At 59.2% G+C, this 15770-nt stretch carries 15 protein-coding genes and 1 riboswitch; of the genes, 8 read left to right on the top strand and 7 right to left on the bottom strand.

The genetic code is table 11. The features are described 5' to 3' along the window. Nucleotides 1-11: 11 nt before the first annotated feature. Entirely contained in the window at nucleotides 12-350 is a 339-nt protein-coding gene (locus QP977_RS06890; RefSeq protein ID WP_016423238.1) for an ArsR/SmtB family transcription factor, read from the top strand. A 42-nt stretch (nucleotides 351-392) separates the two neighbouring features. Here the strand turns inward: QP977_RS06890 and hisN are convergent, their stop codons facing one another. Next, nucleotides 393-1193: a histidinol-phosphatase gene (hisN, locus tag QP977_RS06895; RefSeq protein ID WP_049172187.1), complete on the bottom strand. Its 801-nt coding sequence runs from the start codon at nucleotides 1191-1193 to the stop codon at nucleotides 393-395. A gap of 10 nt (nucleotides 1194-1203) precedes the next feature. Further along, the gene (locus QP977_RS06900) at nucleotides 1204-2064 is read right to left on the bottom strand and encodes an inositol monophosphatase family protein (protein WP_070549407.1); all 861 of its coding nucleotides are present in this window, start codon (nucleotides 2062-2064) and stop codon (nucleotides 1204-1206) included. A 47-nt stretch (nucleotides 2065-2111) separates the two neighbouring features. Here QP977_RS06900 and prfB point away from each other — a divergent pair, with 47 nt between their 5' ends. Further along, complete coding sequence (gene prfB / locus QP977_RS06905) at nucleotides 2112-3230, top strand: peptide chain release factor 2 (protein ID WP_049189559.1); 1119 nt, start codon at nucleotides 2112-2114, stop codon at nucleotides 3228-3230. On the opposite strand, the gene QP977_RS06910 is transcribed toward prfB, so the two are convergent. Further along, complete coding sequence (locus QP977_RS06910; protein ID WP_224783740.1) at nucleotides 3227-4609, bottom strand: HNH endonuclease signature motif containing protein; 1383 nt, start codon at nucleotides 4607-4609, stop codon at nucleotides 3227-3229. The two genes, prfB and QP977_RS06910, sit on opposite strands and share 4 nt — an antisense overlap. A gap of 421 nt (nucleotides 4610-5030) precedes the next feature. On the opposite strand from QP977_RS06910, the gene ftsE reads away from it, so the two are divergent. From ftsE to QP977_RS06930, 4 genes are all read left to right on the top strand, one after another. Continuing rightward, complete coding sequence (gene ftsE / locus QP977_RS06915) at nucleotides 5031-5720, top strand: cell division ATP-binding protein FtsE (protein WP_016423233.1); 690 nt, start codon at nucleotides 5031-5033, stop codon at nucleotides 5718-5720. A 48-nt stretch (nucleotides 5721-5768) separates the two neighbouring features. Continuing rightward, nucleotides 5769-6671, top strand: coding sequence for a permease-like cell division protein FtsX (gene ftsX / locus QP977_RS06920; RefSeq protein WP_016423232.1), 903 nt, complete (start codon nucleotides 5769-5771; stop codon nucleotides 6669-6671). A gap of 83 nt (nucleotides 6672-6754) precedes the next feature. Next, on the top strand, nucleotides 6755-7660 hold the full coding sequence (gene ppk2, locus QP977_RS06925) for a polyphosphate kinase 2 (protein ID WP_070606543.1): 906 nt from the start codon (nucleotides 6755-6757) through the stop codon (nucleotides 7658-7660). Between the two features lie 72 nt (nucleotides 7661-7732). Next, nucleotides 7733-8860, top strand: coding sequence for a 3-hydroxyisobutyryl-CoA hydrolase (locus QP977_RS06930; protein ID WP_070652794.1), 1128 nt, complete (start codon nucleotides 7733-7735; stop codon nucleotides 8858-8860). Nucleotides 8861-8871: 11 nt separating this feature from the next. On the opposite strand, the gene QP977_RS06935 is transcribed toward QP977_RS06930, so the two are convergent. Both QP977_RS06935 and QP977_RS06940 read right to left on the bottom strand, forming a co-directional pair. Then, nucleotides 8872-9828 carry a MinD/ParA family ATP-binding protein gene (locus tag QP977_RS06935; RefSeq protein WP_016423229.1) on the bottom strand — a complete coding sequence of 319 codons (957 nt, stop codon included), beginning with the start codon at nucleotides 9826-9828 and terminating at the stop codon, nucleotides 8872-8874. A 51-nt stretch (nucleotides 9829-9879) separates the two neighbouring features. Further along, a complete protein-coding gene (locus tag QP977_RS06940) occupies nucleotides 9880-10674 on the bottom strand; it encodes a YwiC-like family protein (protein ID WP_070652793.1) in 795 nt (264 codons plus the stop codon). Nucleotides 10675-10783: 109 nt separating this feature from the next. After that, nucleotides 10784-10953, top strand: a riboswitch (FMN riboswitch). A gap of 10 nt (nucleotides 10954-10963) precedes the next feature. On the opposite strand from QP977_RS06940, the gene pnuC reads away from it, so the two are divergent. Then, nucleotides 10964-11683, top strand: coding sequence for a nicotinamide riboside transporter PnuC (gene pnuC, locus QP977_RS06945; RefSeq protein ID WP_070652792.1), 720 nt, complete (start codon nucleotides 10964-10966; stop codon nucleotides 11681-11683). 10 nt (nucleotides 11684-11693) lie between these two features. Further along, nucleotides 11694-12353 (top strand): hypothetical protein, encoded by a 660-nt coding sequence (locus QP977_RS06950; RefSeq protein WP_016423226.1) that lies wholly within the window; start codon nucleotides 11694-11696, stop codon nucleotides 12351-12353. On the opposite strand, the gene QP977_RS06955 is transcribed toward QP977_RS06950, so the two are convergent. Both QP977_RS06955 and QP977_RS06960 read right to left on the bottom strand, forming a co-directional pair. Continuing rightward, nucleotides 12350-14050 (bottom strand): FUSC family protein, encoded by a 1701-nt coding sequence (locus QP977_RS06955; RefSeq protein WP_070652791.1) that lies wholly within the window; start codon nucleotides 14048-14050, stop codon nucleotides 12350-12352. The genes QP977_RS06950 and QP977_RS06955 overlap by 4 nt on opposite strands. A gap of 24 nt (nucleotides 14051-14074) precedes the next feature. Continuing rightward, nucleotides 14075-15721, bottom strand: coding sequence for a peptide chain release factor 3 (locus QP977_RS06960; RefSeq protein WP_284847220.1), 1647 nt, complete (start codon nucleotides 15719-15721; stop codon nucleotides 14075-14077). Nucleotides 15722-15770 lie beyond the last annotated feature (49 nt).

A 15770-nucleotide genomic window follows, 5' to 3' on the forward strand; every position in this document is an offset into this window, starting at 1 on the left:
CCTCAACGGGTATGGACGAAATCTCAGAATGCTGTGCACTTGGCGGTCGGCCTCTCGACGCGGCGGAAGCGCAGGCTGCGGCAACGCTCTTCAAAGCGCTGGCGCAACCGGCGCGCCTGCAAATTTTGTCTCAGCTCGCTGCCGCTGGCTGTAGTCCGATGACCGTAGGGGAGCTGGCCGCTGTTTCTGGGCTTAGTCAGCCGACGGTGTCGCATCATTTAAAGACCATGGCGGATGCCGGGCTGCTAACTAGGTCTAAGAGTGGACGGGTGGTAACCCATGAGGTACGCCCTGAGGTATTTGCTGAGCTGCGACGTATCCTGGATATCGGTCACGCGGACGGGAGATAGTGAGCCGCTCGTCGCAAATTGCGATAGGTTGGAAAACCCTGTTTACCCGCCCAGGCGCTTGACGACGGCGTCGTGAAGCACCCCATTCGTCGCAACTGCGTCCCCGCCGTGCGGCCCGTCGACTCCCACTAGGGAAGTGAAGTGGCCGCCAGCTTCCTCCACCAGGATCGCAAGCGCTGCCAGGTCCCACAGGGAAACCTCCGGCTCTGCGGCGACATCGACCGCACCCTCGGCTACCAGGCAGTAGGAGAAGAAGTCGCCATAGCCACGCAGGCGCCAGGCGTCATCGGTGAGACCGATGAAGTTGTCGCGCAGGTCGCGCTCGGCCCAGCCGGTGAGCGAAGAGTTGGAAATTGAGCAGTCCGCGATGTCTGCCACCTTCGAGACCTCAATGCGGCGCTGAGCGGCTTCCCGGCCACCGACGTGGGTGCGCTTGAATGCGCCGTCGCCCTTGGATGCCCACCAGCGACGGCCCAGTGCTGGGGCAGAGACTACGCCGACAACCGGCTTGCCGTCCTCCAGCAGGGCAATCAAGGTGGCCCAGACCGGGACATTGCGCACGAAGTTCTTGGTGCCGTCGATGGGGTCGATGACCCACTGACGGCCCTCAAACACAGCTTCGCCGCCGAATTCTTCGCCGAGAACTTCATCGCTCGGGCGCTTGTCCGACAGAATCTCGCGGAGCAGCTTCTCGCACGCGATATCGGCATCGGAGACCGGAGTCAGGTCGGGCTTGGACTCGACGATTAGATTGGCCGCCTCGAAGCGGGACATCGTGAGGTCGTCGGCTGCGTCGGCAAGCGAGAGTGCGAGGGCGAGATCTTCGGAGTAAGAGGTGGTCATGGCCGAAATTCTAGCGCAGAACCTCACTCAGCTCTGCGACCTGGCCACTCGAGCCCGCAAGCTTCCAGCGCCCCACCGACGTACATTCGCCGCCTGCGCCCGAGATAAGCGCATACCCAGGCAGCCAGTCCCAGGCTGCGACGTCGCGCTGGAACCATACGCCGATGCGGCCGTCGGCAACGCCTGCCATATCCACCGACGCTGAGCCCAGCATGCGCCAGGTAGCGCTGCGGGACACCGCATCCAGCCAGGACTTTGTAGCCGTGGCCTCGGATTCCTCGCTCGAGCTCACCACCGTGGTGTGGAGGTAGGTCGCTGCGCAGACTTCCGAGAGGGGGCGGTCAGTGACCCGGAGGTCATCAACAGTGCCATCGAGGTTGATACGAGTGGTCGGGAGATTGGGGCCACCAATCCAGCTCTCGCCCGTTGCCGGGCGGTGCACCGCGCCGAGGACGACCTCATCCGGATTGTTCGCATCGCCCATAACCAGCGCCAATGCGCTGCACCAGTAGTCCGAACCAGTGGTGAAGTTGTAGGTGCCATCGACAGGATCGATCACCCACGTGCGACCAGACTGGGACTCCTTCGCGGACCCTTCCTCGCCAAGAATGCCGTCCTCCGGGCGGAGCGCGGCCAAAGCCTCGACGACGAATTTCTCCGCTGCGCGGTCGGCCGCGGTGACGACGTCGGAAATCGATGTCTTGTACTCCGTGACCAGGCCTTCGTCGCGCATACGAGCGGCAATGGTAGCGGCACGCTTCACGATGGCAACCGCAACGCTGGTATCCGATGCCACAATCGACTCGGATACTTGGGAGAGAAAGAGTTCTAGGTCTTGGCTGGAATCTTGGCTGGCGGTGGATTCAGACATACGTCCTATTGTGCACCGAAACAGGCGGTATAGCTAAGGTAGTACCCGTGAACCCGGATCTGAATGCTGACCTCAAAGAACTCGACGCGACGCTGACCACCATTGAGAAGGTGGTCGATGTCGACGAGCTTTCCGACCGGATCAGGGAGTTGGAAGCCCAGGCCGCCGACCCGTCGCTGTGGGATGACCCCGACCACGCGCAGCAGGTCACCAGCGCACTATCGCAGGCGCAGGCGAAGAAGAAAAAGATCGACTCGCTGCGCGGGCGCCTCGACGATCTCTCTGTGATGTACGAACTCGCGGAAGAGGAGGGCGACCCCGACGCCGTCGAGATGGCCGATGCCGAACGCGCTGAGCTGCGTGCCGACATCGAATCCCTCGAGGTCACTACGATGCTTTCGGGGCCTTACGACGAGCGCGAGGCGGTCATCAACATCCGCTCCGGTGCCGGTGGCGTGGATGCCGCTGACTGGGCCGAGATGCTCATGCGTATGTACCTGCGCTGGGCCGACAAGCATGGGCATAAGGTCGAGGTTTACGACACGTCCTACGCTGAAGAGGCCGGTATTAAGTCCGCTACTTTCGTCGTCCATGGCGAGTACATGTACGGCACCCTCTCGGTCGAGCAGGGTGCGCACCGTCTGGTTCGTATTAGTCCTTTCGACAACCAGGGGCGCCGCCAGACTTCCTTCGCTGAGGTTGAGGTGCTGCCGGTTGTGGAGGAAACGGATCACATCGACATCCCCGAGTCAGATTTGCGTATCGACGTCTACCGCTCCTCCGGCCCAGGTGGGCAGTCGGTGAACACCACGGACTCCGCGGTCCGACTTACGCACGTCCCAACCGGCATCGTGGTGACCTGTCAGAACGAGAAGTCGCAGCACCAGAACAAGGCATCTGCCATGCGTGTTCTGCAGGCGAAGTTGCTGGAGAAGAAGCGCCAGGAAGAGCGCGCGGAGCTGGACGCTCTCGGCGCAGGCGGCAATGCCTCGTGGGGTAACCAGATGCGCTCCTATGTGCTGCACCCGTACCAGATGGTGAAGGATCTGCGTACCGAATACGAAGTCAACAACCCGCAGTCGGTCCTCGACGGTGACCTCGACGGTTTCATTGAGGCCGGTATTCGCTGGCGCATGGCTCAGCAGTCCGAAGGGGAGCAGCGCTAGAACGGCGGTTCGTCTTCGGGTGCTTCCGGTGTCTCGGGAGTTTCCGGTGCTTCCGGTGTGGTGGGCTCGTCGGCTTCTGATTTTCTCTTGTTTTTGTTCATTCCCAGTTCTTCGCGAGCCTGATTTGTCAGCTCCTGTGATTCGCGGAGGTTTTCCAACCTCTGCTCGTTGTACTCCTTGAGTGTCTGTGCTTTCTTTGTCTTGCGCAGGTCGAAGGAGTAGCGACCGTGGCCGGAGAGCGGCCCTGATTCTGTGCTGATTAGGGCAGCTTTTTCAGCGCTCTGATCAGTGGCGGAGGTCCAGTACTCCACGCCGTCGATATCGCGCACGACATTCCAAAGACCGGCCGTTTTTAGATTGTGGTGGCGACGGCATAGGCAATGGAGGTTGGGCGTCTCGGTTTGGCCACCTTCGTCGGGATTCTCGTGGTTATACGGCTGAATGTGGTCGATGTCGCACTTCGTCGCATCGACATCACATCCGGGAAAGCGACAGGTGCCGTCTCTACCTTGGATGTAAGTACGCTGTCGCTCTGTTGGCGAGTACTTTTCCGTTTTCTCGTCCGCTAGTAGCCGGATGCTAGTGACCCGATCGAGCCAGGATTCAGCGGCGATTTTGTTGATCCACCCTAGGCCGCCAATCCAGGCTTCTTGGGGCTTGTCTTGGGTAAGCGGGCAGTACAGATTCAGTGTGGCGGTGACCTGAGCAGTCCCGTGCAGAAGGTGTGAAAAAGCCTCGACGAAGTCGCAGTCTTGATCAGCGGTGATTTCTTCCAAGACCTTCTGAAACTCAATTGCCCGCTCAGGCATCAGTTCCATGGTGACTTCAGTGAGGGTGTCCTTTAACTCGAACTTTATAGATTCGCCAGCTTTTTGTTCGATGCCTTTTTGAAACGAAGTGATCGGCGGGTCGTACTCATTCTTCGGGCGCAATAGCGGGCTGACTTCATCAATAAGTCGCTGAATATTCTGTTGAAGGCTCCGAACTCCGCGAAGAACTTCACCATTGACTCTCGGCGTGATCAGCTCAAGGAGATGGTCTTCGAAATATCTCACAGCCGAGGGGTCATCCAATGGGAGGATGGCCGTGGCAATGACCCGCATGTGGGGAAGCGGTAGCTGTGCGCGTTTGAGCAGAAGCTCTTTTAACCGCGGGAGTCGCTCTAGTTGCATTCCGACATCGATGTACTGGAGTGTTCTCCCACGTGACATGCCAAGAGCTGGAGCGATTTTGGCGATGTAATCTTCGACATCTTTTGTTGAAGAACAGGGAACACAAGCAAGGGCAAGCTTCAAGTCAGCTCGATTGCGGTCAATTCCAAGACGTGCTGGTGCTGTTTGAGAAATCTCATGGTGAAAGCGTGGCGCTGTTGCTTCCATCGCCGCAGTGTAAGTGCGTTTGCGTGGTATATTTTCCCCGCTGGCCATTGTTGAATCCCCCTGAAAGATAAGGCCTGGACGTTGAAATGTTGGAATAGGGAAGAGGTAGGGAAAGTATTTTCGACTAGCTCTGAGTGTTAACTTTCCGAGCTTCAAGCAGCTCGGCGATGCTATTCGGTGTTTTTAATCCTCGTGTTTAATCTTTCATGGCTCATTGTAATCGAACAGGCAAGCGAATTAAAGGGGTATTTAAAGATTTTTGGGGAAAATAATTTCGAATGCCGCTATGGCGTGAGCTTTCGTGCAGTCGCGCGCTCTGGGGTAGCGTTCGACGCCGCCTGTTCCCGCAATCCCGTCACGGCGACCAATTCCACGCATTCCAGAGTGACTTGAGTGGCTTAAGTGATTAGAGTGTCTACTTATGATCACTTTCGACGGGGTTACCAAGTCCTACTCGACTTCTAGCCGACCAGCTCTCGACGACGTTTCAGTCCACATAGATAAAGGTGAGTTTGTCTTTCTCATTGGACCGTCGGGCTCTGGTAAGTCGACCTTCCTGCGCCTTATGGTGCGTGAAGAGAAAGTGGATTCAGGAAAACTGACGGTTGCAGACCAGGATCTAACCAAGATTTCTCGTCGCAACATCCCTAAATTGCGTCAAAAAGTGGGGTATGTCTTCCAGGACTTCCGCCTGCTGCCAAAGAAGACGGTGTACGAAAATGTCGCGTTCGCGTTGCAGGTAATTGGCAAGCCGAAGGCGAAAATCGACAAGGCAGTTCCGGAAACGCTCGAAATGGTCGGGCTCTCGGGCAAGGAAAACCGCTACCCGCACGAGTTGTCTGGTGGTGAGCAGCAGCGCGTCGCCATTGCTCGCGCCTTCGTCAACCGCCCGCTCATCTTGCTTGCCGACGAGCCCACCGGCAACCTCGACCCAAGCACCTCCGGTGACATCATGCTCCTGCTTGACCGCATCAATCGCATGGGCACGACCGTTATTGTGTCGACTCACGACAACGATGCCGTGGACTCCATGCGTCGCCGCGTGCTGGAGCTGGAGCTGGGGCGTCTCGTGCGTGACGACGCCACGGGTGTTTACGGCCTGAACAACTAGCAGACAGTCCATCGGTAGAAGAACTCATTCGAAAGGTATTACTGACCTATGAAGACTCGCTTTGTCCTCGGTGAGGCTTTCTCCTCCTTGGGCCGAAACATCACGATGACCATCGCGATGATTATTACGACTGCGGTGTCGTTGGCGCTGCTTGCGACGGGCATCCTGGTTACTGAGCAGACCAGCCGCACGAAGGATCTCTATCTCGATCGAGTAGAAGTGCAGATTGAGCTGAATGAACAAATCTCCGCCGAAGACCAAACTTGCTCCTCGCCGGAGTGCGCTGACGTCGTCGGCAAGCTTGAAGAGGCTGACGGCATTGATTCGGTGACCTTCCGAAATCGTCAGCAAAACTTTGACCACTTCGTGGAGATGTTCAAGGACAGTGACCCCGTGCTCGTGGAAAATGCGACGCCGGAGTCGCTGCCGGCTGTCGTGATGGTGCGTTTGAGCGATCCGACCGATGTCAGCCCGCTCGATCCGATTCGGGAGCTGCCACAGGTCGACCACGTTACTGACCAGCATGAAGAGATCGGTACTGCAGCTCAGAACTTGGATTCGGTGCGAAATGCGACCTTCCTGCTGGCTGCGGTGCAGGCCGTTGCCGCTGTGTTCCTGATTGCGAACATGGTGCAGATTGCGGCGTTCTCGCGTCGTAAGGAAGTTGAGATTATGCGCATGGTCGGTGCCAGCCGTTGGTTCACGCAGGCGCCGTTCGTCCTCGAGGCTGTGATTGCGTCGCTGATTGGTGGTGTGCTGGCCATTGGTGCGCTGTTCCTGGGCAAGGCGACGGTCATCGATCCGGCGCTGAGTAACCTGTACAAGGCACAGCTCCTGGCGCCGCTGACCAACGGCGATATCGGTGTGGTGGCGCCGATCGTGGTCGTTATTGGCATGGTCTTCGCTGGGCTTGTTGCGCAGGTCACGCTGCGTCTTTACTCACGCGACTAGGGTTGCAAAAAGGTTAGCTATTAGGCCCCGCGGTTAAACCCGGCGAATAGGGTCGTCGCGCCCTGCCGGGTAAACTGTGGACTATGAATAATGACGACGTCCAGCGCCCACCGAAGCTCGACAAGAAGGCTTATGAGGCCGAGCTTAAAAAGCTCCAGGCAGAGCTCGTCGAAATGCAGCAGTGGGTAGTAGAAACCGGTGCCCGAATTGTCATCGTGATGGAGGGGCGTGACGCTGCCGGCAAGGGGTCGGCCATTAAGCGCATCACGCAGTACCTGAACCCCCGTACCTGCCGTGTTGAGGCTCTGCCGGCCCCAACTAGCCGTGAGCAGGGTCAGTGGTACTTCCAGCGGTACGTCGAAAAGCTGCCGACTGCTGGTGAAATCGTGATTTTCGACCGCTCCTGGTACAACCGTGCCGGCGTTGAGCGGGTCATGGGCTTCTGCACCTCCCAGGAGTACCGTCGCTTCTTGCATCAGGCGCCGATTTTTGAGCGTCTGCTGGTCGAAGACGGCATTATCCTGCGTAAGTACTGGTTCTCTGTGTCGGACGAGGAGCAGGTTGCCCGCTTCAAGTCCCGCCGTGAGGATCCGCTGCGCCGCTGGAAGCTCTCGCCGATGGATTTGGAGTCCATCACCCGCTGGGAGGATTACTCCCGTGCAAAGGATGAGATGTTCATCCACACCGATATCCCGTCCGCACCGTGGTTCACGGTTGAGTCTGAGGATAAGAAGCGTTCGCGTATCAATGTCATCAACCACCTGTTGACGACCATTCCGTACGAGCGCATTCACCGCGATGTTCCGGAAATCCCGGAGCGTCCGGAGTCGGAGGGAAGCTACGAGCGTCCGCCGCGCACGGAGTTCCGCTATGTGCCGGACGTTGCCGCCAATCTCGAGGCTGACCGCGTAAAGGGCGCAGGCAAGTCCGATAAGAAGGGCAAGAAGCACAAGAAGGACAAAAAGGACAAGAAGAGCAAGAAGAAGTAGCTCCTTAGTCTCAGTGAGGTTCTGGTCGTCAGAACCTTTCCCTGGTTAGTTATCTGTGTCACACTGGGTGACATGACTGCTACTGATAACGGTTCTGGCACTGCACGCACCGAGGTCGATGAGCCGAAGGTGCTGCGAGAAGTCCACGGGCGATCTGGTCACCTTCGGCTGAATAGGCCGAAGGCACTTAATTCGCTCGATTTGGATATGGTCACCGAGGTCGTCGAGGGGCTCCGCGCATGGCGTGACGACGACTCGGTGGACCACATTGTTGTTTCATCCGGTCACCCCAAGGCGTTTTGTGCCGGTGGTGATGTGCGCGCAGTTCGGCAGGCTGTGCTCGATGGCGTTCCGGAGCAGGGGGAGGAGTTTTTCCGGGATGAGTACGAGATGAACGCGATGATTGCGGAATTCGCGCAGTCCAAGCCATATATCGCGATTATTGATGGCATCGCTATGGGCGGTGGCCTTGGTGTTTCTATGCACGGCTCCCACCGAATCGTGACCGAGCGTGCCAGCGCTTCCATGCCAGAAATGGCAATCGGCTTTATTCCCGACGTCGGCATTACCCACTTTTCGCAGCATGTGAACACGCGGTTAGGAGGGCCCTCGTCGGCAATCGCGAGGTTTACCGGGCTGACCGGTTACCGCCTTACTGCGGCGGACATGCTGTGGTCTGGATGGGCGACACATGCGGTGCCATCCGCGCAGCTGGACGAGTTTGTTGCGGCTCTGGACCGCGATGGAATTGATTCGGCGCTCGCGGAGTATGCGCTCGATGTGGACTCAGCTGAGGCTCGTGATCTGCTCGGGGATCCGCAGTTGGCCGAGTGGAGCGACTGCATTGAGGCTTGCTTTGGGGCTGATACCTGGTCGGAGATTGAGCGAGCTCTCAACGAAGCCGCTGAGGCGGGCTCCTGTGCATCGTCAACAGTGGAGACTTTTCGCGACCTGCTGGCACCCGCCAACCCGGAAAGTCTCGTAGCGGCCGTGGAACTCTATGCGGCTAACTCGGCCCACGAGGTCACCTTGCAGGAGGCGCTAGACCGGGAAATGAAGCTTGGCGCTTACATGCGTCAGCACCCCAATTTTGCCGAGGGCGTGCGGGCAGTGTTGGTGGATAAGGACCGCGACGCCGCCTTTAAGCCCGCTACCGTGCAGGAAGTTGACGTCGAGGAGATTCGACAGCACCTTCGTTAGCTGGCTATGCGTTAGACAAAGCTGTGGCGGCCAGTCGTCGGCGCGAAATCATCGGCAATCATGGCCGCCAATTCGAGATAGCTCTGGGTGGTGGCAGGCTGGAGATTGTCCAGCTCGATATTGGCACCATTTGCGATATGCGGATCATAGGGGATGACCTGTACTGCGCGGCAGCGCTGGGCAAATAACTCGTGTACGGTCTCTGTGGACAGTCCCTGTTTATTTAGCTCGTTGACCACCACGACAGTGGTAGAGACCAGCCGTTCGAAGCCGTGCGCTGAAAGCCAATCCAATGTCGTCCAGGCACTTTTCACGCCGTCCAGTGCAGGCGTGGTGACCAGCACCAGACAATTGGCCGCAGACAGAATCGAAGCGGAGATGGGCTGCGTCAGGCCGGTACCGCAGTCTGTCAGACTCACGTTGTAATGCCGCCGAAGGATGTCGAGGGCCGCGCAGTATTCGCCGTCGGAAAGCGCGATCGTCGATGTCGGATTTTGGTCGCTGCCGACAACCTCCAGCCGTGACGGCGTGTGTGATGTATATGCGCGGACCTGCGCGTATTTGTCCGTATCCGGGGCTCGGAGCAGATCGCGAATAGATGCGGGATTGGCTGCGGTGACGCGTGCGCCGAGGGTGCCAAAGTCCGGATTCGCGTCGATCGCGACGATTCGGTCACTGCGCAGGCTTGCAAGCGTGGCGCCCAGGCACATGGTTGTCGACGTCTTGCCAACGCCGCCCTTCACGCTGATAACAGCGATGTTGTAGTCACCGTAGATAGGCTGTCGCACCCGCTCTATCAGCTCGCGTTGCTTGCGTGCCGACGATGATTCCCGCGGTGAAATTGCGCCCCAGGTGGCCTTATGAACCCAGCTGCGCCAGCCCGACTGTGGTGCCTGCCGCGAGTTCAGGCTAGCGGCCAAGTCTGAGACGGAAACTGCGTGATTGACTGCGTGTTTGGTGGAAGTCATAGACTTCATCCCCTCCCCAAAAATCCCCAAAGTATGTCCCCGCCGTCGTTTTTACCACGCAGCCAGAACGACGGCGACTCCAAAGAAGGCATCGAGAATTCCGACCTGTTTCGGAGTCCACGGCCGAGCGCGGCGAGCGCCGGAGATTGGCATGGTAAAAGACCTGATGAGAAGCCCAATTGCGACGATGGGCACACCGATGCTGATGAGGTTCCGGTCGTGGAGGACGAGCCACCCGATGATGGCCACGGCGGTAATGAGAACGTGATACGTGACCGAGCCAATGAGCCACTGGCGGTTGCCGCGCTTGCGAATCATAGTTTTTACATAGGGCACGGTGCCGACGAAATATCCAGCGTAGATAGCCGCAATTGCCCAAGCTTTCGGGGTTGGTCCGGCGATGATAGGCACCATGAGGCTAGCGGCCAGAACGGTGGAGACACCAGAGAGAAGTGAGCGCGGTCGGCGGCGGTAGGTCTCCCAAATAGCGATAGCGGCAAGAGGGGCAATGAGGGCGACCCAGGTGAGGAGGGAAACGTCGGCAAGCAGTGTGATGCAGCCGGCGACGGCGGTGAGCGCGGTGTATGTGGCGGCGGGTGCGAGGTGGCGGCGTTGGCGACGAGAGCGGAGCCAGACGCTGACGGCGAAGAATGCGAAGTAGCCGAGCAGCCAGGTTGCGGTGACGGCAAGGCCTGTCCATGTGGGGTTGAGGGCGAGAGCGGTCAGCGGGGGAATGGTGACCATGAACCAGGCGCCGTGCTGGTCCGGAACCCAGCCAGCGGAGCGCTTGTGATGGGAGCGGCGGGCGGGGCGGGGAGGACGTGGTTGGCGGGGCTTTTGGCTCATACTACGCATTGTAGATGCGTAATTATGTCGGGGCTGTATTAGAACCTCATATTGAAACCTCATTGAATAAAATGCACATGCGCGCAAGGCGACAGTGCTAACGTTGAACTCGCATTCTCAGGGCGAGGTGAAATTCCTCACCGGTGGTGATGCTGCGGCTGACGCAGACAAGTCCACGAGCGCCCTACCTGTGGCCAGAAGGGTCGTCAGGTAGGGGACAAGCAGATTTCGGTTGGAATCCGAAACCGACGGTCATAGTCCGGATGAAAGAGAAGGAGTTGAATAATTCGTGGAATACGTGTCGGGTTTTTTGGTGGGTTTCCTCACTGCACAGCTCAGTGTGGCGGGAGCGCCAATCTTGATTCGTGAAATTGTCGGTAACCTCTTTGGCCTGGCGTGTGCCTTCCTAGGTATGAAACGGAAGGTATGGGCTTGGCCGGTCGGCATTATCGGAAATGCCTTGCTGTTTACCGTCTTCCTCGGCGGAGTTTTCCACACGCCGCAAAATCTTGATCTCTATGGCCAGGCGGGGCGTCAGGTCATGTTTATCGTCGTCAGTCTCTACGGGTGGTTCAGCTGGGTCAAGAGCCGCAATCAGAGCGGTGACGAGGTCGCAATTGAGCCGCGGTGGGCGACGGCATCGGAACGCATTGGGATGATTACCGTGGCTATCTTCGCCACTGTGATCTGTGCCAATGTCTTTGAGATGCTGGGCTCGTGGGGGCCATGGGCCGATGCCTGGATTTTCGTCGGTTCGATGTTGGCGACCTGGGGTATGGCCCGCGGGTGGAACGAATTCTGGCTAATTTGGATTGCCGTTGACGCCGTGGGAGTGCCGTTGCTGCTCAAGGGTGGCTACTACCCGTCGGCGGCGCTGTACCTCTTCTACGGATGCTTCGTTATTTGGGGCTTTGTCTCCTGGGTTCGCCTCGAGCACCAGAGCGACAATGACCAGCAGAAGAGCTCCGAGACCGACCAAGTACCGGCTTTGGCAGCAGCCGAGCGGTAGGATAGTCCAGGTGAGCTTCCGACCAGATAACTCCCGTACCAACCGCGCCCATCAAGCCGAAGAGCGTGCCCGCAGTCTCGTGCAGGACGTCCTCGACCGCGAGGAGCGGGTACGCAACAATCTGGCCAGCGCTGATGTCGACCCGTGGACGATGCGTTTCGTCGTCGATGAGTCGATTTCTGAGGGCGCAATCATCACCTGGCGCAATGAGGCCACTCGTGCCCGCCGCATCATGCGCCGCTATGACATTCAGCGGGGCTACCGCGAGAAGTTGCGCGAAGTTGAAAAGCGCATCGATGCCATGTTGCACCTCGCGGAATCGCTGGAGGAGTCGTGGGACGCCGCGGCACACGCCTCGAAGAGGCTTTCCGACGCGGAGGCCCGCGATGTCGCCGCCTTTGAGCGTGAGCGCGAGCGGCAAAATGACGCGGCAGAGACTAAGCGGCAGCGTGAGGAGAAGGTCCGCAAGTTCCGTCGGAAAGCGGAAAATATTGCTACCGACGCGTGGGACGCGGGCCGTGACGCGCTGGAGAAGCTGCCGCCGCTGTCGTCTTCGCTGAAGGACATCGCGGCTAAGTTCCGTTCGCGGGGCTCGGAGGAGGAACCGCGCGAGGTACGGCGGGCAACAGCCCGCGACCTGCGCAAGGAGCCCCCGCTGCCGGAGGACTAGCGCTCCTCAGCTTTAGCTGCCTGGACTACCTCAGCGAGCTTGGAAATCTCCTCGTGAGAGGGGCGGATATCTGGATGCGTGCGACAGTAGTCCAGCAACAAATAGCCAGCTGTGCGAATGCGACGATGCCCATCCCAGTGTGGAGTGGCGATTTCGGGGTCGTTGGTGGCCAAAGACGAGATGGCCTGGCGCTCACTGAGCAGCTCGTACTGGAGATCTCGACGAATATCGAGCGCCTGATTCGGAGTACCGGTTAGCAGCGCGCCGAGAAGAGCGCCCATCTGTCGATAGCAGCGCGGAATATGACGCAGGTAGTGCTTTTCAATGCTCTCGGTTGGCCAGAAGTGCAGGACAGCGAGAGCCAGCGCGCAGGCGATACCGACTTCCAAGACACGATCGGTCACAATCGGTGCGAGTTCGCCAGCGACGTTTCCGCCCAGCAGCAGCGCCAATGGAGTGGTGACGATTGTCGTCAGCGCATAGTTCTTCACCACGAGAATCTCCGCGCCGAATTGGCAGGCTGCAAGCGCGATAAGTAGCGTCCAGCTGTCCAGGCCAAAGGAAAAGAGCAGCGCATAGAGGAAAATGCCGATAATCGAGCCGACCATGCGGTGAATCCCTCGGATCGAACCAGCGGTGCGGTCGGGACCCCACTGCAGAGTCATCAATGCGCTGACCACCGCCCAGTCAGGCCGGTCGAGACCGACAAGCACGCTGATGAGACCAGCTAAGCCACCGGTAATAGCAACCTTTGCCGCAGTCATCGACGCATGGGAATAGCGATCGAAAGAGCGGAAGATCCGGTAACTCACGCTTGGTCGCGCGAGTGGAATGGTTGTCTGCGTCTCGTCGAAGAGGTTAGGCGTGTCCACGATGTCCACAGCGCTGCCGTGCACGCCCAAGCGTGTGCGGATAGCAATCAGACGCTGATGAGCAGCAATGACACGGTTGACCAGTTCCGTGTGGGAGGGCTTAACGATTTTGCTGCCACGGATGATGCCTGCGTCGGCAAGCGATTCCCATGCGTCGGTGAGTGCAGTTTGCGCCTGGTGATGAACGGCGAACGATGTCGAGTCTGACTTTTCCATCGCGTCGATGGCTGATTCAAGGGATTCGACAGCCGCCATCTCGGGGCCATGCGGATTCCACAACCGCGGTGCCATGCCGATGACTATCGCGGAAAGCACGCCAACGGTAGCCCACATGGCGGTTTCCACCGGGTTGAAGCCAAGGCGGGCGACCATTGTTGTGCCGCCGGAGACCATCACAATAAAAAATGAACCCGGCGGTGGCAGGCGCAGTGCGTTTTGAATAAAAGCGCCGATGGTGGCCAGTATCGTCGTAAAAAGCGCAATGAGCAGCAGCCATAGATTGCTGCCGCCGGAAGCGATCTCACCGTGGACCACTGATCCGACAAAACTGCCGGACATAACTCCGGCGATCAGGCATAGCCCGGCGATGGCCATCACGCGCAGACGACTGCGGTAGGGGTGGCCTTCGCCATAGATGACCACGCACCCACCAGCGGCGATAAGGAGCATCTCCGAGCCATGTCCGGTGAGAAGTGCCACGGCACCCGGCAGGAATAGCGCGAGTGCTGCGCGGAGGGCGCCTGGCCATCTCTGTGCACGGGAGTGGAAGGCAGTAAAAAGTTGCCATGCACTTGGTTGTGGAGGAAGCTCAACCGTTTGGCTCAATGTTGGTGAAATCTCCTTAAAACTCTAGTCTGCGACCAGCGTCTCGAGCGTGAACTCCGGGTGCTCCTTCTCAATGAAGGACAGCTTCCACTTGTCGCCGAAGAGGGCGATGAGGGCGCCGTCGGAACGCGTGAAGATCTCCACGCCGCGCTGCTTTGCCAGCTCAGGCGCGGTCTCTTCGTCCGTGCGGCGGGCGACGGAGTAGGGGATGGGCTCGGCGATGGTCTCGACGTTGTACTCGTTTTCCATGCGTGCCATCATGACCTCGAACTGCATCGGGCCGACCGCGGCCATCACCGGGGCGGCATCGCCGCGGGTATCGTTGCGCAGAATCTGCACCACGCCCTCGGCATCGAGCTGATCGACAGCTTTGCGGAACTGCTTGTACTTGCCCAGGCTCTTGGCGCGCAGAGTGCGGAAGTGCTCGGGCGCGAACTGCGGCATCGGCTTGAATTGAACCTTGCGGCCCTCGTAGATCGTGTCACCCGGCGCCAGTGAACCCGCATTGACCAGGCCGACAATGTCGCCCGGGTAAGCCGTCTCCACGGTCGAACGTGTCCGGCCGAAAACGGTCAAAGCATACTTTGTGGAGAAACTACGTCCCGACTGCGCATGCGTGACCTGCATGCCGCGGTCAAACTCGCCAGAGACAACGCGCATGAATGCCAGCTTGTCGCGGTGGTGCGTATCCATACCCGCCTGCACCTTGAACACGACGCCCGAAAAATCATCCGTCGGCTCGCGCTTTTCGACGATAGCCCCCTGGCCGCCAGCCGCCGCAGCGGCAACGGCAGCCGGGTCGGACTCGCGGGCACCAGGTGCCGGAGCCAGCTCGCAGAGAGTGTCCAGGATCTGGTGGACACCCCAGTTCAGCATGGCGGAGGCGAAAATCACCGGAGAGGTATCGCCAGCGAGGTACATCTCCTGGTCGTGGTCAGCGCTATCGGCGGAGAGCAGCTCGGACTCCTCGGCTGCCGTCTCCCAGGCGTCGCCCTGCTCTGCGGCGGCCTCATCTGGGGTGAGGTGACGCTCAGCGGCAATAGTGGCGCCACCGGCAGTGCGCTCGAAGCCGATGAACTGCTTGGCTTCGCCGTCCTCACCACGCTCCAGCAGACCGCGGAAGTCGCCGGCCTCACCAACTGGCCAGTACAGCGGAGTCGGTTGCAGTCCAATCTCCGCGACAATCTCATCCATCAACTCCAGGGGAGCCTTACCCGGGCGGTCCCACTTGTTGATGACGGTGACGATGGGAATTCCGTTGGACTTACAAACCCGGAACAGCTTCAACGTCTGAGGCTCGAGACCCTTGGCACCGTCGACAAGCATGACAGCGGCGTCGACAGCGGTGAGCACACGGTAGGTGTCCTCGGAGAAATCAGCGTGACCAGGCGTATCGACGAGATTGATCATGTACGGCTCGCCGTCGTGCCCCTCTGGCTGGTACTCGAACTGCAGCGCGGAAGAGGCAATCGAGATGCCGCGATCCTTCTCCATGTCCATCCAGTCGGACACAGTCGACTTACGGCCGGCCTTGCCGTGGACAGCACCGGCCTCGTTAATGACATGAGCATGCAGCGCCAGCGCCTCGGTGAGCGTGGACTTACCGGCATCCGGGTGTGCGATGACGGCGAATGTGCGGCGGCGTGCGGCTTCTTCGGCGAGAGTGGTCACAGGGAAACTACGCTTTCCTTAAAAAGAAAATCGGAATAAGGGAATCGGG

This window comes from Corynebacterium sp. MSK012 (assembly GCF_030232435.1).
Lineage (GTDB): Bacteria > Actinomycetota > Actinomycetes > Mycobacteriales > Mycobacteriaceae > Corynebacterium > Corynebacterium jeikeium_D.

Bases quoted from the DNA above. Each gene is read 5' to 3' on its own strand.
- QP977_RS06890 (WP_016423238.1), top strand. From the start codon at position 12: ATGGACGAAATCTCAGAATGCTGTGCACTTGGCGGTCGGCCTCTCGAC.
- hisN (WP_049172187.1), bottom strand. From the start codon at position 1,193: ATGACCACCTCTTACTCCGAAGATCTCGCCCTCGCACTCTCGCTTGCC.
- QP977_RS06900 (WP_070549407.1), bottom strand. From the start codon at position 2,064: ATGTCTGAATCCACCGCCAGCCAAGATTCCAGCCAAGACCTAGAACTC.
- QP977_RS06910 (WP_224783740.1), bottom strand. From the start codon at position 4,609: ATGGAAGCAACAGCGCCACGCTTTCACCATGAGATTTCTCAAACAGCA.
- ftsE (WP_016423233.1), top strand. From the start codon at position 5,031: ATGATCACTTTCGACGGGGTTACCAAGTCCTACTCGACTTCTAGCCGA.
- ftsX (WP_016423232.1), top strand. From the start codon at position 5,769: ATGAAGACTCGCTTTGTCCTCGGTGAGGCTTTCTCCTCCTTGGGCCGA.
- ppk2 (WP_070606543.1), top strand. From the start codon at position 6,755: ATGAATAATGACGACGTCCAGCGCCCACCGAAGCTCGACAAGAAGGCT.
- QP977_RS06930 (WP_070652794.1), top strand. From the start codon at position 7,733: ATGACTGCTACTGATAACGGTTCTGGCACTGCACGCACCGAGGTCGAT.
- QP977_RS06935 (WP_016423229.1), bottom strand. From the start codon at position 9,828: ATGACTTCCACCAAACACGCAGTCAATCACGCAGTTTCCGTCTCAGAC.
- QP977_RS06940 (WP_070652793.1), bottom strand. From the start codon at position 10,674: ATGAGCCAAAAGCCCCGCCAACCACGTCCTCCCCGCCCCGCCCGCCGC.